The organism is Paraphotobacterium marinum (assembly GCF_002216855.1).
Classification (GTDB): Bacteria; Pseudomonadota; Gammaproteobacteria; order Enterobacterales; family Vibrionaceae; genus Paraphotobacterium; species Paraphotobacterium marinum.
This window is the reverse complement of the sequence record NZ_CP022355.1, coordinates 1,165,777-1,181,122: the sequence shown is the minus strand read 5'-3', so window position 1 is coordinate 1,181,122 and position 15,346 is coordinate 1,165,777. Positions and strand designations below refer to the sequence as shown.

The 15,346-nt window shown below is 31.8% G+C and carries 13 protein-coding genes; 4 read left to right on the top strand and 9 right to left on the bottom strand.

Annotation, left to right across the window (positions count from 1 at the left end; translation table 11 throughout):
* Positions 1 to 2: 2 nt before the first annotated feature.
* Together CF386_RS06185 and CF386_RS06180 are read left to right on the top strand one after the other, a co-directional pair.
* A complete protein-coding gene (locus tag CF386_RS06185) occupies positions 3 to 992 on the top strand; it encodes a peptide ABC transporter ATP-binding protein (protein WP_089073527.1) in 990 nt (329 codons plus the stop codon).
* A gap of 155 nt (positions 993 to 1,147) precedes the next feature.
* Positions 1,148 to 1,777: an ATP-binding cassette domain-containing protein gene (locus CF386_RS06180; protein ID WP_264080462.1), complete on the top strand. Its 630-nt coding sequence runs from the start codon at positions 1,148 to 1,150 to the stop codon at positions 1,775 to 1,777.
* Here CF386_RS06180 and pyrF read toward each other — a convergent pair.
* The 9 genes from pyrF to gyrA form a co-directional block, all read right to left on the bottom strand.
* On the bottom strand, positions 1,764 to 2,462 hold the full coding sequence (gene pyrF / locus CF386_RS06175) for an orotidine-5'-phosphate decarboxylase (protein WP_089073526.1): 699 nt from the start codon (positions 2,460 to 2,462) through the stop codon (positions 1,764 to 1,766). The two genes, CF386_RS06180 and pyrF, sit on opposite strands and share 14 nt — an antisense overlap.
* A gap of 16 nt (positions 2,463 to 2,478) precedes the next feature.
* Positions 2,479 to 3,645, bottom strand: a complete 1,167-nt coding sequence (lapB, locus tag CF386_RS06170) for a lipopolysaccharide assembly protein LapB (RefSeq protein ID WP_089073525.1) — start codon at positions 3,643 to 3,645, stop codon at positions 2,479 to 2,481.
* Between the two features lie 30 nt (positions 3,646 to 3,675).
* Positions 3,676 to 3,957, bottom strand: a complete 282-nt coding sequence (locus CF386_RS06165; RefSeq protein WP_089073524.1) for a LapA family protein — start codon at positions 3,955 to 3,957, stop codon at positions 3,676 to 3,678.
* A gap of 130 nt (positions 3,958 to 4,087) precedes the next feature.
* Positions 4,088 to 4,366 (bottom strand): integration host factor subunit beta, encoded by a 279-nt coding sequence (locus tag CF386_RS06160; protein WP_089073523.1) that lies wholly within the window; start codon positions 4,364 to 4,366, stop codon positions 4,088 to 4,090.
* 75 nt (positions 4,367 to 4,441) lie between these two features.
* Complete coding sequence (gene rpsA, locus CF386_RS06155; protein ID WP_089073772.1) at positions 4,442 to 6,115, bottom strand: 30S ribosomal protein S1; 1,674 nt, start codon at positions 6,113 to 6,115, stop codon at positions 4,442 to 4,444.
* Between the two features lie 94 nt (positions 6,116 to 6,209).
* On the bottom strand, positions 6,210 to 6,890 hold the full coding sequence (gene cmk / locus CF386_RS06150) for a (d)CMP kinase (protein ID WP_089073522.1): 681 nt from the start codon (positions 6,888 to 6,890) through the stop codon (positions 6,210 to 6,212).
* A gap of 56 nt (positions 6,891 to 6,946) precedes the next feature.
* Positions 6,947 to 8,245: a 3-phosphoshikimate 1-carboxyvinyltransferase gene (aroA, locus tag CF386_RS06145; RefSeq protein WP_089073521.1), complete on the bottom strand. Its 1,299-nt coding sequence runs from the start codon at positions 8,243 to 8,245 to the stop codon at positions 6,947 to 6,949.
* Between the two features lie 6 nt (positions 8,246 to 8,251).
* Positions 8,252 to 9,337: a 3-phosphoserine/phosphohydroxythreonine transaminase gene (gene serC / locus CF386_RS06140; RefSeq protein ID WP_089073520.1), complete on the bottom strand. Its 1,086-nt coding sequence runs from the start codon at positions 9,335 to 9,337 to the stop codon at positions 8,252 to 8,254.
* An 8-nt stretch (positions 9,338 to 9,345) separates the two neighbouring features.
* Positions 9,346 to 11,934 carry a DNA topoisomerase (ATP-hydrolyzing) subunit A gene (gene gyrA, locus CF386_RS06135; protein WP_089073519.1) on the bottom strand — a complete coding sequence of 863 codons (2,589 nt, stop codon included), beginning with the start codon at positions 11,932 to 11,934 and terminating at the stop codon, positions 9,346 to 9,348.
* Positions 11,935 to 12,122: 188 nt separating this feature from the next.
* On the opposite strand from gyrA, the gene ubiG reads away from it, so the two are divergent.
* Together ubiG and nrdA are read left to right on the top strand one after the other, a co-directional pair.
* Positions 12,123 to 12,830, top strand: coding sequence for a bifunctional 2-polyprenyl-6-hydroxyphenol methylase/3-demethylubiquinol 3-O-methyltransferase UbiG (gene ubiG, locus CF386_RS06130; RefSeq protein ID WP_089073518.1), 708 nt, complete (start codon positions 12,123 to 12,125; stop codon positions 12,828 to 12,830).
* A gap of 246 nt (positions 12,831 to 13,076) precedes the next feature.
* Positions 13,077 to 15,341, top strand: a complete 2,265-nt coding sequence (nrdA, locus tag CF386_RS06125) for a class 1a ribonucleoside-diphosphate reductase subunit alpha (RefSeq protein WP_089073517.1) — start codon at positions 13,077 to 13,079, stop codon at positions 15,339 to 15,341.
* Positions 15,342 to 15,346 lie beyond the last annotated feature (5 nt).

The window sequence follows — 15,346 nt, the reverse complement described above, 5'->3', positions numbered from 1 at the left end:
ATATGGCTCTTTTGGATATTAGACACTTATCTATTACCATTAATACACCTCATGGTGAGTTTAAAGCTCTTGATAGAGTGAGTCTTTTAATTAATGAAGGGGAAATTCGCGGATTATTAGGAGAATCAGGATCGGGAAAAAGCTTAATCGCAAAAGCTATTATTGGAGCTACAAAAACTAATTGGATAGTAACCGCTGATAGATTCAGACTAAATGGTATTGATCTTTTGCAATTATCATCTAGAAAACGAAGAAAAATTGTTGCACAAGAAATTGGTATTATTTTCCAAGAACCTTCAAGTTATTTAGACCCTTCAATAAAAATTGATAAACAATTAAAATTTAACCTGTTTAATTCTACTTACACTGGGAAATGGTGGAAAAGATTTAAATGGAAATCTACCTATTTGAAGCAATTGATGCATAAAGTTGGAATCAGAAATTATAAAGTATTAATGAATAGTTATCCTCATGAGCTCACAGAGGGAGAATGTCAGAAAATAATGATTATAATGGCTATAGCTAATAAACCAAAAATTATTATTGCCGACGATCCAACGAACGGTCTGGATATTGTTACGGAAGATCAAATTTTTAGACTTTTAAATAAGATGAATCAAATCAATAAAACCTCCATATTACTAATCAGCCATGATTTAAATAGAGTTATTAATATTGCTCATAAAATCACGGTTCTTTATTGTGGTCAAACTGTGGAATCAGGTACAAACAAAGCTGTCACTTCAGAACCTCATCACCCATATACAAAAGCTTTATTAAATGCAATTCCCTCTTTTAATGTTAATCTGCCTCATAAAAGTAAGCTTACTACTTTAAAAGGGTCAGTTCCTCCCATGGAAGCTTTACCAATCGGATGTAGACTTGGTCCAAGATGCCCTTATGCCCAGAGAAAATGTGTTGAGGTCCCTCCTCAAACAAAATTAAAAAATCACAAGTTTTTTTGCCACTTCCCTCTAAATTTAAAAAATTGAATTAAAATCAGAGAAATAAATATGGATATTCCATTACTTAATGTACAAAACATATCTAAGAATATTAAAATTACAAAAATGTTGTTTTTTAAAAAAATATTAATATATTAAATGCAATAAATTTTGAATTAAATCAAGCCGAAACACTTGTAATCATGGGAGAAAATGGCTCCGGAAAATCAACTTTAATTAAAATTCTTGCTGGTATAACTCAAGCATCTTCAGGATTAATAGAAATAAATGGAGATAGAAATATTTTTTACAACTCTTCTCATAGAACGAGATTAATTAGAATGATATTTTCATATTCAAGCAACTCTCTTAATCCAAGTCTAAAAATTGGTGATATTCTTGAAAATCCACTTAAAACAAATACGAACATGAATTCTACTGAAAGAAAAATAAGAGTAAATAACATATTAAAAAAAGTTGGACTCTTATCTGAACATGCTACTTTTTATTCATCGATGCTATCAGCAGGACAAAAACAAAGAGTAATGATTGCTCGTTCTTTAATTTTACAACCATCAATAATTATATCGGATGAATCAATTAATGGATTGGATATTTCAATCAGAGCTCAAATACTTAATCTATTAATTGATCTGCAAAAAGAAATGGGACTTTCTTATATTTTTATTTCTCAAAATGTAGATTTAGCTAAACACCTGTCAGATAAGGTAATTATTTTAAAAAATGGTGAAATTGTCGAGCAGGGACCAACTAAAGATGTATTATTCAATCCCCAAGAGAACTATACAAAAAAAATCATTAGTTTTGAATAGACGAAATAATACTATCCAATACTGAAGATGGCTTTTCTGAACTTGTTATGCTTCTACCAATAACAAGATAATCTGCTCCATTTTTTATCGCATTAAATGGTGACATAACTCGGCTTTGGTCATTTACATTATCATTATCCATTCTTATGCCGGGTGTAACTGTAAGAAAGCTTTTATCAATATGTTGCTTAATCAAAGGTGTTTCTAGTGCTGAGCAAACAACACCATCAAGTTCACATTGATGAGCTAATTTGGCTAAATGAAGCACCTGTTCATTAGTTGAATTATTTATACCAATAGATATGAGATCCGATGGGCTAAAGCTAGTTAAGACAGTTACTGCAATTAATAAAGGCTTATCATTTCCATAAGGCTCTATTATTTTTTTTGCAGCAGACATCATTTTTTCTCCCCCTGATGCATGAACGTTAACCATCCAAACTCCAAGATCAGCAGCTGCTCGAACCGCATTTGCGCATGTGTTCGGAATATCATGAAATTTCAAATCCAAAAAAACTGAAAACCCCCTAGCATGAATACTTTTAATTAATGAGGGGCCAAATAATGTGAACATTTCTTTCCCCACTTTAATTCGGCAGCTGCAAGGATCTATTGAATCAAGGAAAGTTAAAGCTTTATACTCAGAATCATAATCCAGAGCTACAATAATATTTTTGTTTTTCAAAGTTTTTCTCCTTTATTTATTCGCCTTTTAATCCTCTAACAGGAATAATAGTCTCCCAACTATGACAGGAAGGACAATTCCAAAAAAGTGTGTTTGTTTCAAAACCACAGTTGTTACATTGATATTTTGCTAAAGTTTTAATTTCTTCTTGAACCAAAGCTTGTAATTTAATTAAATTGTTTTTTTCTTGTGCATTTGATGAGCTCTTAATATAAAACAAAATTAAATGTGCAAAATTTCTCATTGAGGGGTTTGCATTGATTTGCTTGTCCATAAAAGCAAGTGCCTTAGAAAAGCCTTCTTTTTTTTCGATTAAATTAGAGTACATAATATCAAATGAAGTACCAGCTTTATTTGATATTAATATATCAAAAAAGTCAGTTATTTCTTTATAAGGTATTTTATCAATGAGATTTACAAGGAATGGGCGTATTTCTGTTACAAAACGAATATCTTGTTTCACAATCAATTCGAGTTGTTTAAATAATTTTTTTTCTTGTTTAGAGTTACTGAGAATGTCGCACATTAATAATGAGGCTCTGACACAATTAGGGTTTTCAGATAGCGCTTTCTTAACAAGAGATTCTGTTTTAGCGTAGTTACCTATGTCAAATTCATTACATGCGAGCTCACAATAAAATTGTGCAATTTGAGTTTTTTGTTGTTTTTTTTCAATATTATTATTTATTTTTGTTATTGAAATGGCTTTTTCCCAATCTCTAGTTCTAATATATATGTTTGCTAGATTTTGTAATGCATTCAAATTATCATAGTTTTGTTCCAAAAGCTTAGAATAAATTTTTTCAGATCTATCATACAAACCAACGGAGTAATAATCTTTTGCGAGTTCTTGAAGTATCAATGAGTTTTGATTAAAAGTTAAACCATCCCTACTTAATAAGCTTTTATGAATTTTTATAGCTTTTTCAATTTCACCATTTTGACGAAATAAATTGCCTAAAGTTAAGTGAGTATCTAAGGTATCATCATCAAGCTCCAATAAATTAATAAATACTTCAAGAGCCTTTTCTGTTTTATCAGCTAACAGTAAATTTAACCCTTGAATATAATTTTTTGAAATATTATATGAATCCTCTTCTTTTTTCTCTCGAACACTTCTACTGCCCATATACCAACCGTAACCAGCAGCTATGGGTAAAAGTAAAAAAAGTAAATCAAACATTAATTCTTAATTTTCTCAGATAATTCAGTATTACTTATCATTGTCTATTTTTGGCTCTTCAGTTGTATTTATTGACTTATTTATTTTTTTTTTCAATTTTCTTACTTCAAACTTATTTTTCAACAAACTTGTAATGCAAAATAACCAGCAAATTATAAATCCTGCTGCAAAAGAAAAACCAATTAATAAAGAAAGTGTGATCTGGTGTGAACCAAACAAATAATTCAGAGTCACGACTTCATCATTGTAAAACCCCAGCGCCAATACAATTATAAGGGCAATAGCTAATAAAAAACCATTAAAAAACTTCATCTTTGTTACCCAAAGCTATTAAAATCAACTCATTTTAACTAGTATAACTAAATTAAAAAAATTACGATTAATATTATTAAATCAAAATAGATATATTCAAAAAAAGCGCTTTGAAGCGCTTTTAGATACACTAGTAATCAACTCTTTCTCTGAGTTCTTTACCTGGTTTAAAGTGCGGGACATATTTGCCATCTAACTGGACTTTTTCGCCAGTTTTTGGATTTCTACCCATCCTTGCTTCCCTAAAATGAAGAGAAAAACTACCAAATCCCCTAACCTCAATTCTATCTCCACTTTCAAGAGTTTGAGACATAGACTCAACAATAACATTTATTGAATCTTCAAGTTGCTTAGAAGACAGGTGAATCTTTAAAGAACATAAAGATTCAATAAGTTCGGATTTTGTCATGAATAAGCTCCAAAATTTACTGACTAATATCTATTATAACTTATATTTTATAATAGATATTATTTTTTTTAGTGTTTACTCACTTTTCGCTGCTTTGAAAGCATCAGCCATTGCATTAGTAAAATTCTGATCATCTTTTTTACTATTAACACTAGCCATAGCTTCCTGCTCTTCAGCAGCGTCTTTTGCTTTAATTGAAAGGTGTATAACTCTATTCTTACGATCTACACCAGTAAATTTAGCTTCTACTTCGTCACCAGTCGCAAGAACTAAAGTAGCGTCCTCGACACGATCTCTAGATGCTTCAGATGCTCTAATGTAACCTTCAACACCATTATCCAAAGATACAGTTGCACCTTTAGTATCAACTTCAATTACTTTACCTTTAACCACTGCACCTTTCTTATTGTCAGCTGTCCATTGATTAAAAGGGTCTTCTTCAATTTGCTTAATCCCTAAAGAAATTCTTTCTCTTTCAGCATCTACTGCAAGCACTACAGCAGATATTTCATCACCTTTCTTAAAGTCTCTTACTGCATCTTCTCCAGCGACATTCCATGAAATATCAGATAAATGCACTAAGCCATCAATACCACCTTCTAAGCCGATGAAAATACCAAAATCTGTAATTGATTTAATCTTTCCAGTAACTTTATCGCCTTTTTCCTGTGCATCAGCAAATTGTTGCCAAGGGTTTGCTTTACATTGTTTCAGACCTAGGCTAATTCGTCTTCTTTCTTCATCTATTTCTAAAACCATAACTTCAGCTTCATCGCCAACATTTACTACTTTAGACGGATGAATGTTCTTATTTGTCCAATCCATTTCAGAAACATGCACTAAACCTTCCACACCTTCTTCAATTTCAACGAAACAACCATAATCAGTTAAGTTAGTTACTCTTCCAGACAAACGTTTACCTTCAGGATATCTTTTAGCAATTGCAATCCAAGGATCTTCACCTAATTGCTTTAATCCCAGAGATACACGAGTTCTATCACGATCAAATTTTAAAACTTTGACCTTAACTTCATCACCAACATTAACTATTTCACTTGGGTGTTTCACTCTTTTCCAAGCCATATCAGTTATATGCAATAACCCGTCAACACCGCCTAAATCAACAAAAGCACCGTAGTCAGTTAAATTTTTAATAATACCTTTAACTTCCATACCTTCTTGTAAAGAAGCTAGTAACTCATCTCTTTCAACACTATTTTCTGATTCAATGACTGCACGACGTGATACAACTACATTATTACGTTTCTGGTCAAGTTTTATTACTTTGAATTCAAGTTCTTTATTTTCTAGATGTAGAGTCTCTCTAACAGGTCTAACATCTACTAAAGAACCAGGTAAAAATGCTCTTATACCATTTAGTTCAACCGTAAATCCACCCTTAACTTTACCATTAATAATACCAAGAATAGTTTCTGCTTTTTCATAAGCATTTTCTAAAACAATCCAAGCTTCATGGCGTTTGGCTTTTTCACGTGATAACTGAGTTTCACCAAATCCATCTTCAATCGCATCTAAAGCAACGTCTACTTCAGTACCAATTTCAATTTCAAGATCGCCTGATGCATTTTTAAATTGTTCTGCTGGGATAGCTGATTCAGATTTAAGACCGGCATCAACCAGAACGTAACCATTATCAATAGCAACTACAGTGCCCTTAACAATTGTTCCTGGACGTGTTTCAATTTCTTTAAGTGATTCTTCAAAAAGTTGAGCAAAAGATTCTGTCATGTATTTTATCTTCATTTTATAAACATCCACGTAGTTTCCTACCACATGGGGCTGTTAAAGTAATTAATTTCGGTCCTTGAAATTAATAGTAAATTTATTTTCTTAATAGAGCATAAGACTCTAAGATATAGCTAACAACATCATTTATAGACAAATTAGTGGAATCTATTACAATTGCATTATCTGCTGGAACTAACGGAGATATGCTTCTATTACGATCTCTTTGATCCCTATCTATTATATTAGCTAAAATTTCATCAATATTAACATCTAAACCCTTATCTTGCAATTGTTTAGTTCTTCTTCTTGCTCTTTCTTCAGGTGAAGCATCAAGAAATATCTTTAATAAAGCATTAGGAAAAATAACAGTTCCCATATCTCTACCATCAGCAATTAAGCCCGGAGGCTTTGCGAAATCTTTTTGTTTCTGAATTAAATATCCTCGAACAATCTCATTTGCAGCAATAACAGACGCAGTTTCACCTATCTTTTCATCCCTTAAGTAATTTGTAATATTTTTATCATCTAACAAAACTTCCGTAGATGATTCAGTTACATTATAGGTTATATCAATAGATTTGATTAATTGTTCAATACAAACCTGATCATCTAGATTAATGTGATTCTTTAAAATGGCATATGCTACAATTCTATATAGTGAGCCTGAATCTAATAAATTCCAACCTAATTTTTCTGAGAGTATTTGACTTACTGTACCCTTTCCCGCTCCACTTGGACCATCTATAGTTATTACAGGAACTATTAAATTATTCATCTTTAATCTCATTTTTATTTTAATAACTGCATATTTTTTAATTTTAAGCTACTCAATCAAACCACCGTTCTTATCGCAACTGAATCAAGAATATCAAAAAAATTAGGAAAAGTTTTATTTACACATGATGGATTCTTAATAGTGACACATGTTCCTGAAAGAGCAATTAAAGAAAAACACATTGCCATTCTATGATCATTATATGTTTCTATTTCAGCTACATTAAATTTTTGAATTGGCGATACTTCAATAAAATCTTTTCCTTCAACAACCTCTGCACCTATTTTTCTTAATTCATGTGTCATTGCACTTAATCTATCTGTTTCTTTTACTCGCCAATTATAAATATTTCTAATAACAGTTTTTTTTCCTGAAAATAATCCTAAGATTAATGCCGTCATTGCTGCATCTGGTATATGATTTAGATCCCTATCAATTGGATGAATTTTTTTTGTAGAGGTAACTCTAACATAATTATCGAATCTTTCAATTTTAGCCCCACTATCTTCTACCAAATCCAGAAAGCCAATATCACCCTGAATACTTTTATTCCCGATTCCATTGATTTTTAATGTTCCTCCTGATATGGCAGCAGCAGCAACAAAATAAGAGGCAGAAGATGCATCACCTTCAATATAATATGAAGAAGGCGACGTATATTCTTGATTTCCATTAATTTCAAAAGTTTTATAATTATTATTAATTACTGTAACCCCAAAATCCTCCATAATCTTTAAAGTAATGTCAATATATGGCTTAGAAACAAGTTCATCTTCAATGTTAATTAGAATCCTTTTTTTCAACATTGGGGCTACTATTAAAATAGCGGTTAAAAACTGGCTAGATATATTTCCTTTAATGAATATATTATCAGAACCACTTAAATTACTTTTTTTAATTTTTAATGGTGGATATCCACATTCATTAAGGTATTGAATATTTGCGCCTAGTTGACTTAAACTTTCTACTAGATCGCCAATCGGTCTTTCATGCATTCTTGGTTCGCCGCATAAAAGATATTCACCACCTGAAAAAGCTAATGCTGCAACAAGAGGTCTCATCGCTGTACCGGCATTTCCAAGATATAATTCCAAACTTTCATTATTTTTAAATAAACCTGCATTGCCAACAACAGAGCACTGTGTTTTATCATCACTTAGGCTTAAATTAATGCCAAGTTTTTTTAAAGCGTCTAACATATAACTTACATCATCACTATCCAGAAGATTATGAATATGACAATTTCCCGATGCCAATGCTGCAATTAAGAGGACTCTATTAGAAATACTTTTCGAACCTGGTATATCCAATTCTCCCGACACACTTTGAATAGGTTCTATCTTCAATTTTTTCATAAATATTTACTTAATGTTTTTTGTGAATAAATCTAAAAAGTTAACTAGTTTTTCAATAGCTTCAAACGGCATTGCATTATAAATAGAAGCCCGCATACCTCCAATAGCTCTATGTCCCTTGAGGTAATGTAAACCATTTTTTTCAGCAGCCTCAATGAACTTTTCATCTAAAAAGTTGTTACCTTCAATATTAAAAGAAACATTCATCAAAGATCTATATTTCGGATCAACATTATTAGAATAATAAGGTGAATTATCTAAGTAGCTATATAAATAATCAGCTTTTTTTTGGTTTTCATGAAATATTTTCATTAATCCACCTCGACTTGAAATCCATTTTAAAATAAGATTTGTAACATAAATTGCATACGTTGATGGGGTATTATATAGAGAGTTACTATCAAGTAATTTTTTATAATTCAGTACGCTCGGAACTCTCTCGTTGTCAGAATTAATAATAGATTTCTTCAAAATAATTACACTTAACCCGGGAATACCTAAATTTTTTTGAGTACCTGCATATATCATAGAAAATTTATTCACATTTATTGGTCTAGACAAAATATTAGATGTCATATCCGCAATAAAAGGAAAATTTTGTTCAGGTAATTGCGTTATTTCAATACCATTTAATGTTTCGTTTGAACAAAAATGTATATATGGTGCATCTATATCAATATCCCACTCATCGCAGGGCTTCAAACTATAAACTTTATTATGATATTGTTCAATTGATGTAAGTTTTGCATTACAAAATAATCTAGCCTCATCATAAGCACTTTGGGCCCAGTAACCTCCATTCAAATATTGTGGCTTATCATTTTCACTGACTAAATTTAATGGCACAGCTGAAAATTGTGCTCGAGCACCTCCATGACAGAATAAAACCTCATAATCATTTGGGATGTCTAAAAGACTTTTAAATCGCTCTTTAGTATCATCAAGGAGATCGATATAACTTGATGATCTGTGACTTATTTCGGCAACTGATATACCTGGAACTTTCCATCCAGATAGATCATTTTGCATACGAACTTTAACTTCATCTGGGATCATAGCTGGCCCAGCTGAAAAATTATAATTTTTCATCATTTTGAAGATCACTCATTATTCAAATTATTGGTTTTTTCATCATCATCAATTACATCATCTTTTTGAAAAATTGCTTCTTCAATTTTCTGAATACCAACAACATGTTCCTTATCAGATGTTTTAATCAAAGTAACACCTTGTGTATTTCTTCCGATACGACTTACTTCAGAAACCCTTGTTCTAACCAATGTTCCCTGATCAGTAATCATCATAAATTCATCAGACTCTTGAACCTGAACAGCCCCAACAACTAAACCATTTCTTTCAGATATTTTAATAGAAATAATTCCTTTATTTGCTCTTCCTTTGACTGGATATTCACTTATATCTGTCCTTTTTCCAAATCCATTTTGAGTGATTGTTAGCACATCACCATTTTCATTTGGAATAATTAACGAAACAACTTCGTCTTTGTCAAGGTTTATTCCTCTAACTCCTGTAGCGCTTCTACCCATAGCTCTTATGTTATCTTCATGGAAATTTACAACTTTCCCTTTCTTTGAAAATAACATAATATTATTTGTTCCGCTTGTTATGGAAACTCCTATTAAGGAATCACCATCACGTAAATTTATAGCAATGATACCGCCAGCTCTTGGCCTACTAAATGCATCTAAAGCTGTTTTCTTTACTACTCCATGAGCAGTTGCCATCACAACAAAGTGATCATTAGTGAAGCTTTTAACTGGCAAAATAGCGGTTATTCTTTCGTCTTCTTGTAATGGCAGTAAATTAACTATTGGCTTACCTTTCGCAGCTCGACTAGCCTGAGGTAATTGATAAACCTTCAACCAATACAATCGACCTCTTGTTGAAAAACATAATATACTATCATGTGTATTCGCAACAATAAGCTTTTCAATAAAATCAGTGTCTTTCATTGATGTAGCTGACTTACCCCTTCCACCTCTTCTTTGTGCTTCATACTCAGTTAAAAGTTGATACTTGACATAACCTTCATGTGATAGTGTTAGTACAACTTCTTCTGGTCTAATAAGATCTTCTAAATCTATATCATGTATCGCTGATGATATTACGGTTCTTCTTGAGTCAGCAAATTCTTCTCGTATTTCAAGCAATTCTTCTCGAATAATCTCCATTAACCTTTGACGACTATTTAAAATATGAATCAATTCTCTAATTTGTTCGAGTAAAGATTTATATTCATCAAAAATCTTTTGATGCTCAAGCCCTGTTAATCGATGTAAGCGCATATCTAGGATTGCTTGCGCTTGTTGTTCTGTTAGGTAATATTTATCAGAAATAACTCCAAATCCATCTTCAAGCCAATCAGGCTTCGCTACATTTTGTTCATTATCACTTTGAAATAATAACGCCTTTACTTCACCTAAACTCCAACCTTGATTCGTAAGTTCATTTTTTGCTACTTGTGATGTTTCCGAATTCTTAATTAATTCTATAATTTCATCTATATTAACCAGTGCTACAGCTAAACCTTCTAATATATGTGCTCTATCTCTAGCTTTTTTCAATTCAAAAATTGTTCTTCTTGTTACTACTTCTCTTCTATGATTAACAAAAGCTGTTAACATTTTTTTTAAGGTAAATAGTTTTGGCTGGCCATTATCTAATGCAACCATATTTATACCAAATGTACACTGTAATTGAGTGTGGTTGAATAAATTATTAAGAATTACTTCAGCTGAGGCATCACGTTTAGATTCAATTACAATCCTCATTCCATCTTTATCGGACTCATCTCTTAAAGCACTTATACCTTCAATTTTTTTATCTTTAACTAATTCTGCAATTTTTTCTATCAAACGAGCTTTATTCACTTGGTAAGGAATTTCAGTAATTACGATTGTTTCTTTACCATTTGAACTTACTTCAATATCTGTTTGGGCTCGCATGTACACTTTGCCACGCCCCGTGTTGTAAGCATCAATAATACCTTGTTGACCGCTTATAATTCCAGCAGTTGGAAAGTCTGGGCCTGGAATAACCTCCATTAATTCCTGAGTCGTAATATTTTCATTATCGATTAACTTAATACAACCATCAACAACTTCACCTAAATTATGTGGTGGAATATTTGTAGCCATTCCCACAGCAATACCTGATGAGCCATTTATAAGTAAATTGGGTACTCTAGTTGGCAAAACTTCGGGAATTTTTTCTGTTTCATCATAGTTTAGTCCAAAATCAACTGTTTCTTTATCAATATCTGCCAATAATTTATGAGACAATTTAGTCATACGAACTTCTGTATATCTCATAGCCGCAGGTGAATCCCCGTCAACAGAGCCAAAATTTCCTTGTCCATCAACAAGCATATATCTTAATGAAAATGGCTGCGCCATACGGACAATAGCATCATAAACAGCAGTATCGCCATGCGGATGGTATTTACCAATTACATCACCAACTACACGAGCCGATTTCTTGTAAGGTTTATTATAATCATTATTTAATCCATTCATGGCGTATAAAACTCGCCTATGAACTGGTTTTAAACCATCTCTTACGTCAGGTAATGCTCTCCCAACTATAACAGACATCGCATAATCTAAATATGAGTTTTGAAGTTCATCTTCGATATTAATTGGTGTTATTGCACTAGCTTTATCACTCATTATTGATAAATCCTTTAGATAGAAGTATGTGAATTTTTTTTTTATTTTATCACACTAGAGTTAATTTTATAACTAGTTTAGTCTCAGTATGATAAATTATATTTTCAATTTTTTTTAAATATGATGTACTTTCTATTAAAATTTAAATAATATTAAATATATAAATTTTAAAATTTTATTAAAATGAAATGAACAATAACATTGATAACACAGAACTGGATAAATTTAACAATATCGCCAATGAGTGGTGGGATCTCAATGGTAAATTTAAACCATTACATGAAATGAATCCTATTAGGCTAGATTTCATCACTGAGCAATGCAGTGGAATATTTGGGAAAGAAATTCTCGATATTGGTTGTGGTGGAGGTATTCTTTCTGAAGCTTTAGCTAAAGAAGGAGCGAAAGTAACAGGTTTGGATCCTGCTTTGGCATCAATCAATATTGCTAAAGAGCATGCTTATGCATCTAATTTAGACATAAGTTACAAGCACCTTACCATCGAAGAGTTTGCTAATGAATCACAGAAAAAATACGATATTATAACTTGTCTCGAAATGCTTGAGCATGTTCCCGATCCTTCTTCCATAATAAAATCATGTGCAAAACTTATTAAACCCAATGGTCACATATTTCTATCGACTCTTAATAGAAATATGAAATCTTATCTTTTAGCAATTTTGGCCGCTGAGAAAATTTTCAAAATTGTTCCTAATGGAACTCATGATTTTAAAAAGTTTTTAAAGCCCTCTGACATTATGGAAATACTTGATAATACCAAATTTGAAGAGCAACGAATTGCTGGCATCTTATTCAATCCATTAACTTACAAGTTTTCACTGAGCAATAATAATGTAGATGTTAATTATATATTACACGCTAAATTTATTGATTAAAATATTTTTAAAGAATCGGATAATTTGAAAAATATTTCAAAAATTCTCTAAAATACTTAAAAGTTTTCTAAAACATACTCTTGCATTGAATAATCACAACTTATTAAATAAAAGTAACGTAATTATCCACAGGTTACTGAATGTTATATACCTTGCTTTTATTAAAAAAATACTCTATCTTGTTTTTATATTATTAATTAATACTACATATTGTGTTTTTAATATTACGCATTAATGGATTTCAAAATGAACAAACAAATAAGCATTCTTAAAAGAAATGGTAAACGCGAACCTCTTTTACTTGATAAAATTCATCGAGTAATAACATGGGCATCAGAAGGCCTTGAAAACGTTTCAGTGTCGCAAATCGAATTGAAAGCACAAATACAATTCTATGACGGTATTACAACATCAACAATTCACGAAACAATAATCAAATCAGCTGCAGATTTAATTTCTGAAGAAACACCCGATTATCAACATATAGCGGCTAGGTTAGCAATTTTTCATCTTCGTAAGAAAGCATACAATCAATTTGAGCCCCCAAGACTCTATGATCACATAGTTAATTTAGTAGAAAAGGGAAAATATGACCAACATATTCTCAATGATTATACCAAAGAAGAAATTGAAGAAATCGAGACCTATATTGATCATTGGCGTGATATGTCTTTTTCATATTCAGCGGTTAAACAACTTGAAGGAAAGTACCTTGTTCAAAATAGAGTGACAGGCGATATATATGAAAGCCCTCAATTTTTATATATTTTAATTGCAGCATGTTTATTTTCAAAGTACTCAAAAGAAACACGATTGAAATACATAAAAGAGTTCTATGATGCTATTTCAACTTTCAAAATTTCTCTACCAACACCTATTATGGCTGGAGTGAGAACACCAACTCGTCAATTTAGTTCTTGTGTTTTAATTGAGTGTGATGATAGCTTAGATTCAATCAATGCTACAGCAAGCTCTATAGTCCGTTATGTATCACAAAGAGCAGGTATAGGAATAAATGCTGGAAGAATCAGAGGTGTAGGTTCCGCTATCAGAAATGGTGAGGCATACCACACTGGATGTATTCCATTTTATAAGTACTTTCAAACAGCTGTTAAATGTTGTTCACAAGGAGGCGTTAGAGGTGGTGCCGCTACTCTTTTCTACCCAATATGGCATGCTGAAGTAGAATCTCTACTTGTTTTAAAAAATAACAGAGGTATTGAAGAAAACAGAGTACGACACATGGATTACGGTGTTCAAATAAATAAATTAATGTATACTCGTTTAATTAAAGGAGAAAATATTTCATTATTTTCTCCATCTGATGTGCCTGGTTTATATGATGCTTTTTTTCAAGATCAAAATAAATTTGAAGAGTTATACGTAAAGTATGAAAATGAAAAAACAATAAAACGCAAACAAATCAAAGCAATTGATTTGTTTTCATTATTAATGCAGGAAAGAGCATCTACAGGACGAATCTATATCCAAAATGTCGATCACTGTAATACTCACAGTCCATTTGATCCAGCAGTAGCTCCAATTAGACAATCTAATTTATGTTTAGAAATTGCATTACCGACCAAGCCTTTAAATAATGTAGAAGACCCTGAAGGTGAAATAGCACTTTGTACTTTATCAGCGATAAATTTAGGTAAAATTCAGTCACTTGATGAATTGGAAAATTTATCCAATTTAACAGTAAGGGCCTTAGACTCTCTATTAGATTATCAAGATTACCCTTTACCGGCGGCCAAACAAGCAACAATGAATCGAAGGACTCTAGGCGTTGGTGTTATAAATTTTGCATATTACTTAGCCAAAAACAACAAAAGATACTCAGATGGGAGCGCGAATCAATTAACTCATGAAACATTTGAAGCTCTTCAATTCTATTTGTTGAAGGCATCTATGGAGCTCGCAAAAGAGCAAGGTAAGTGTCCGAAGTTTCACGAAACAACATACTCTCAAGGAATCTTACCAATAGATACTTATAAAAAAGATTTAGATAAAGTTTGTAATACAGCCCTAAAATTAGACTGGGAGAAGTTGAGAGAAGATATTGTGAAATTTGGATTGAGAAACTCGACCCTTTCCGCATTAATGCCATCGGAGACATCTTCACAAATTTCAAACTCGACAAGTGGCATTGAACCACCTCGAGGATTTGTATCGATTAAAGCTTCAAAAGATGGAGTTCTTAAACAAGTTGTTCCTGAATACGCCAAATATAAAGATAATTATGAGCTATTATGGAATATACCAAATAATAATGGTTATTTAGAATTGGTTGGTATAATGCAGAAGTTTATAGATCAGTCAATTTCAGCTAATACTAATTATGACCCCATGAAGTTTCCTGATGGTAAAGTACCAATGAAAACCTTATTAAAAGACTTATTAACTTCTTATAAGTTAGGTATTAAAACTTTGTACTATCATAATACAAGAGATGGTGCTTCTGATCAGCAGAATGAAACTGCCGAAGACTGTGCAAGTTGCAAAATTTAATAAAG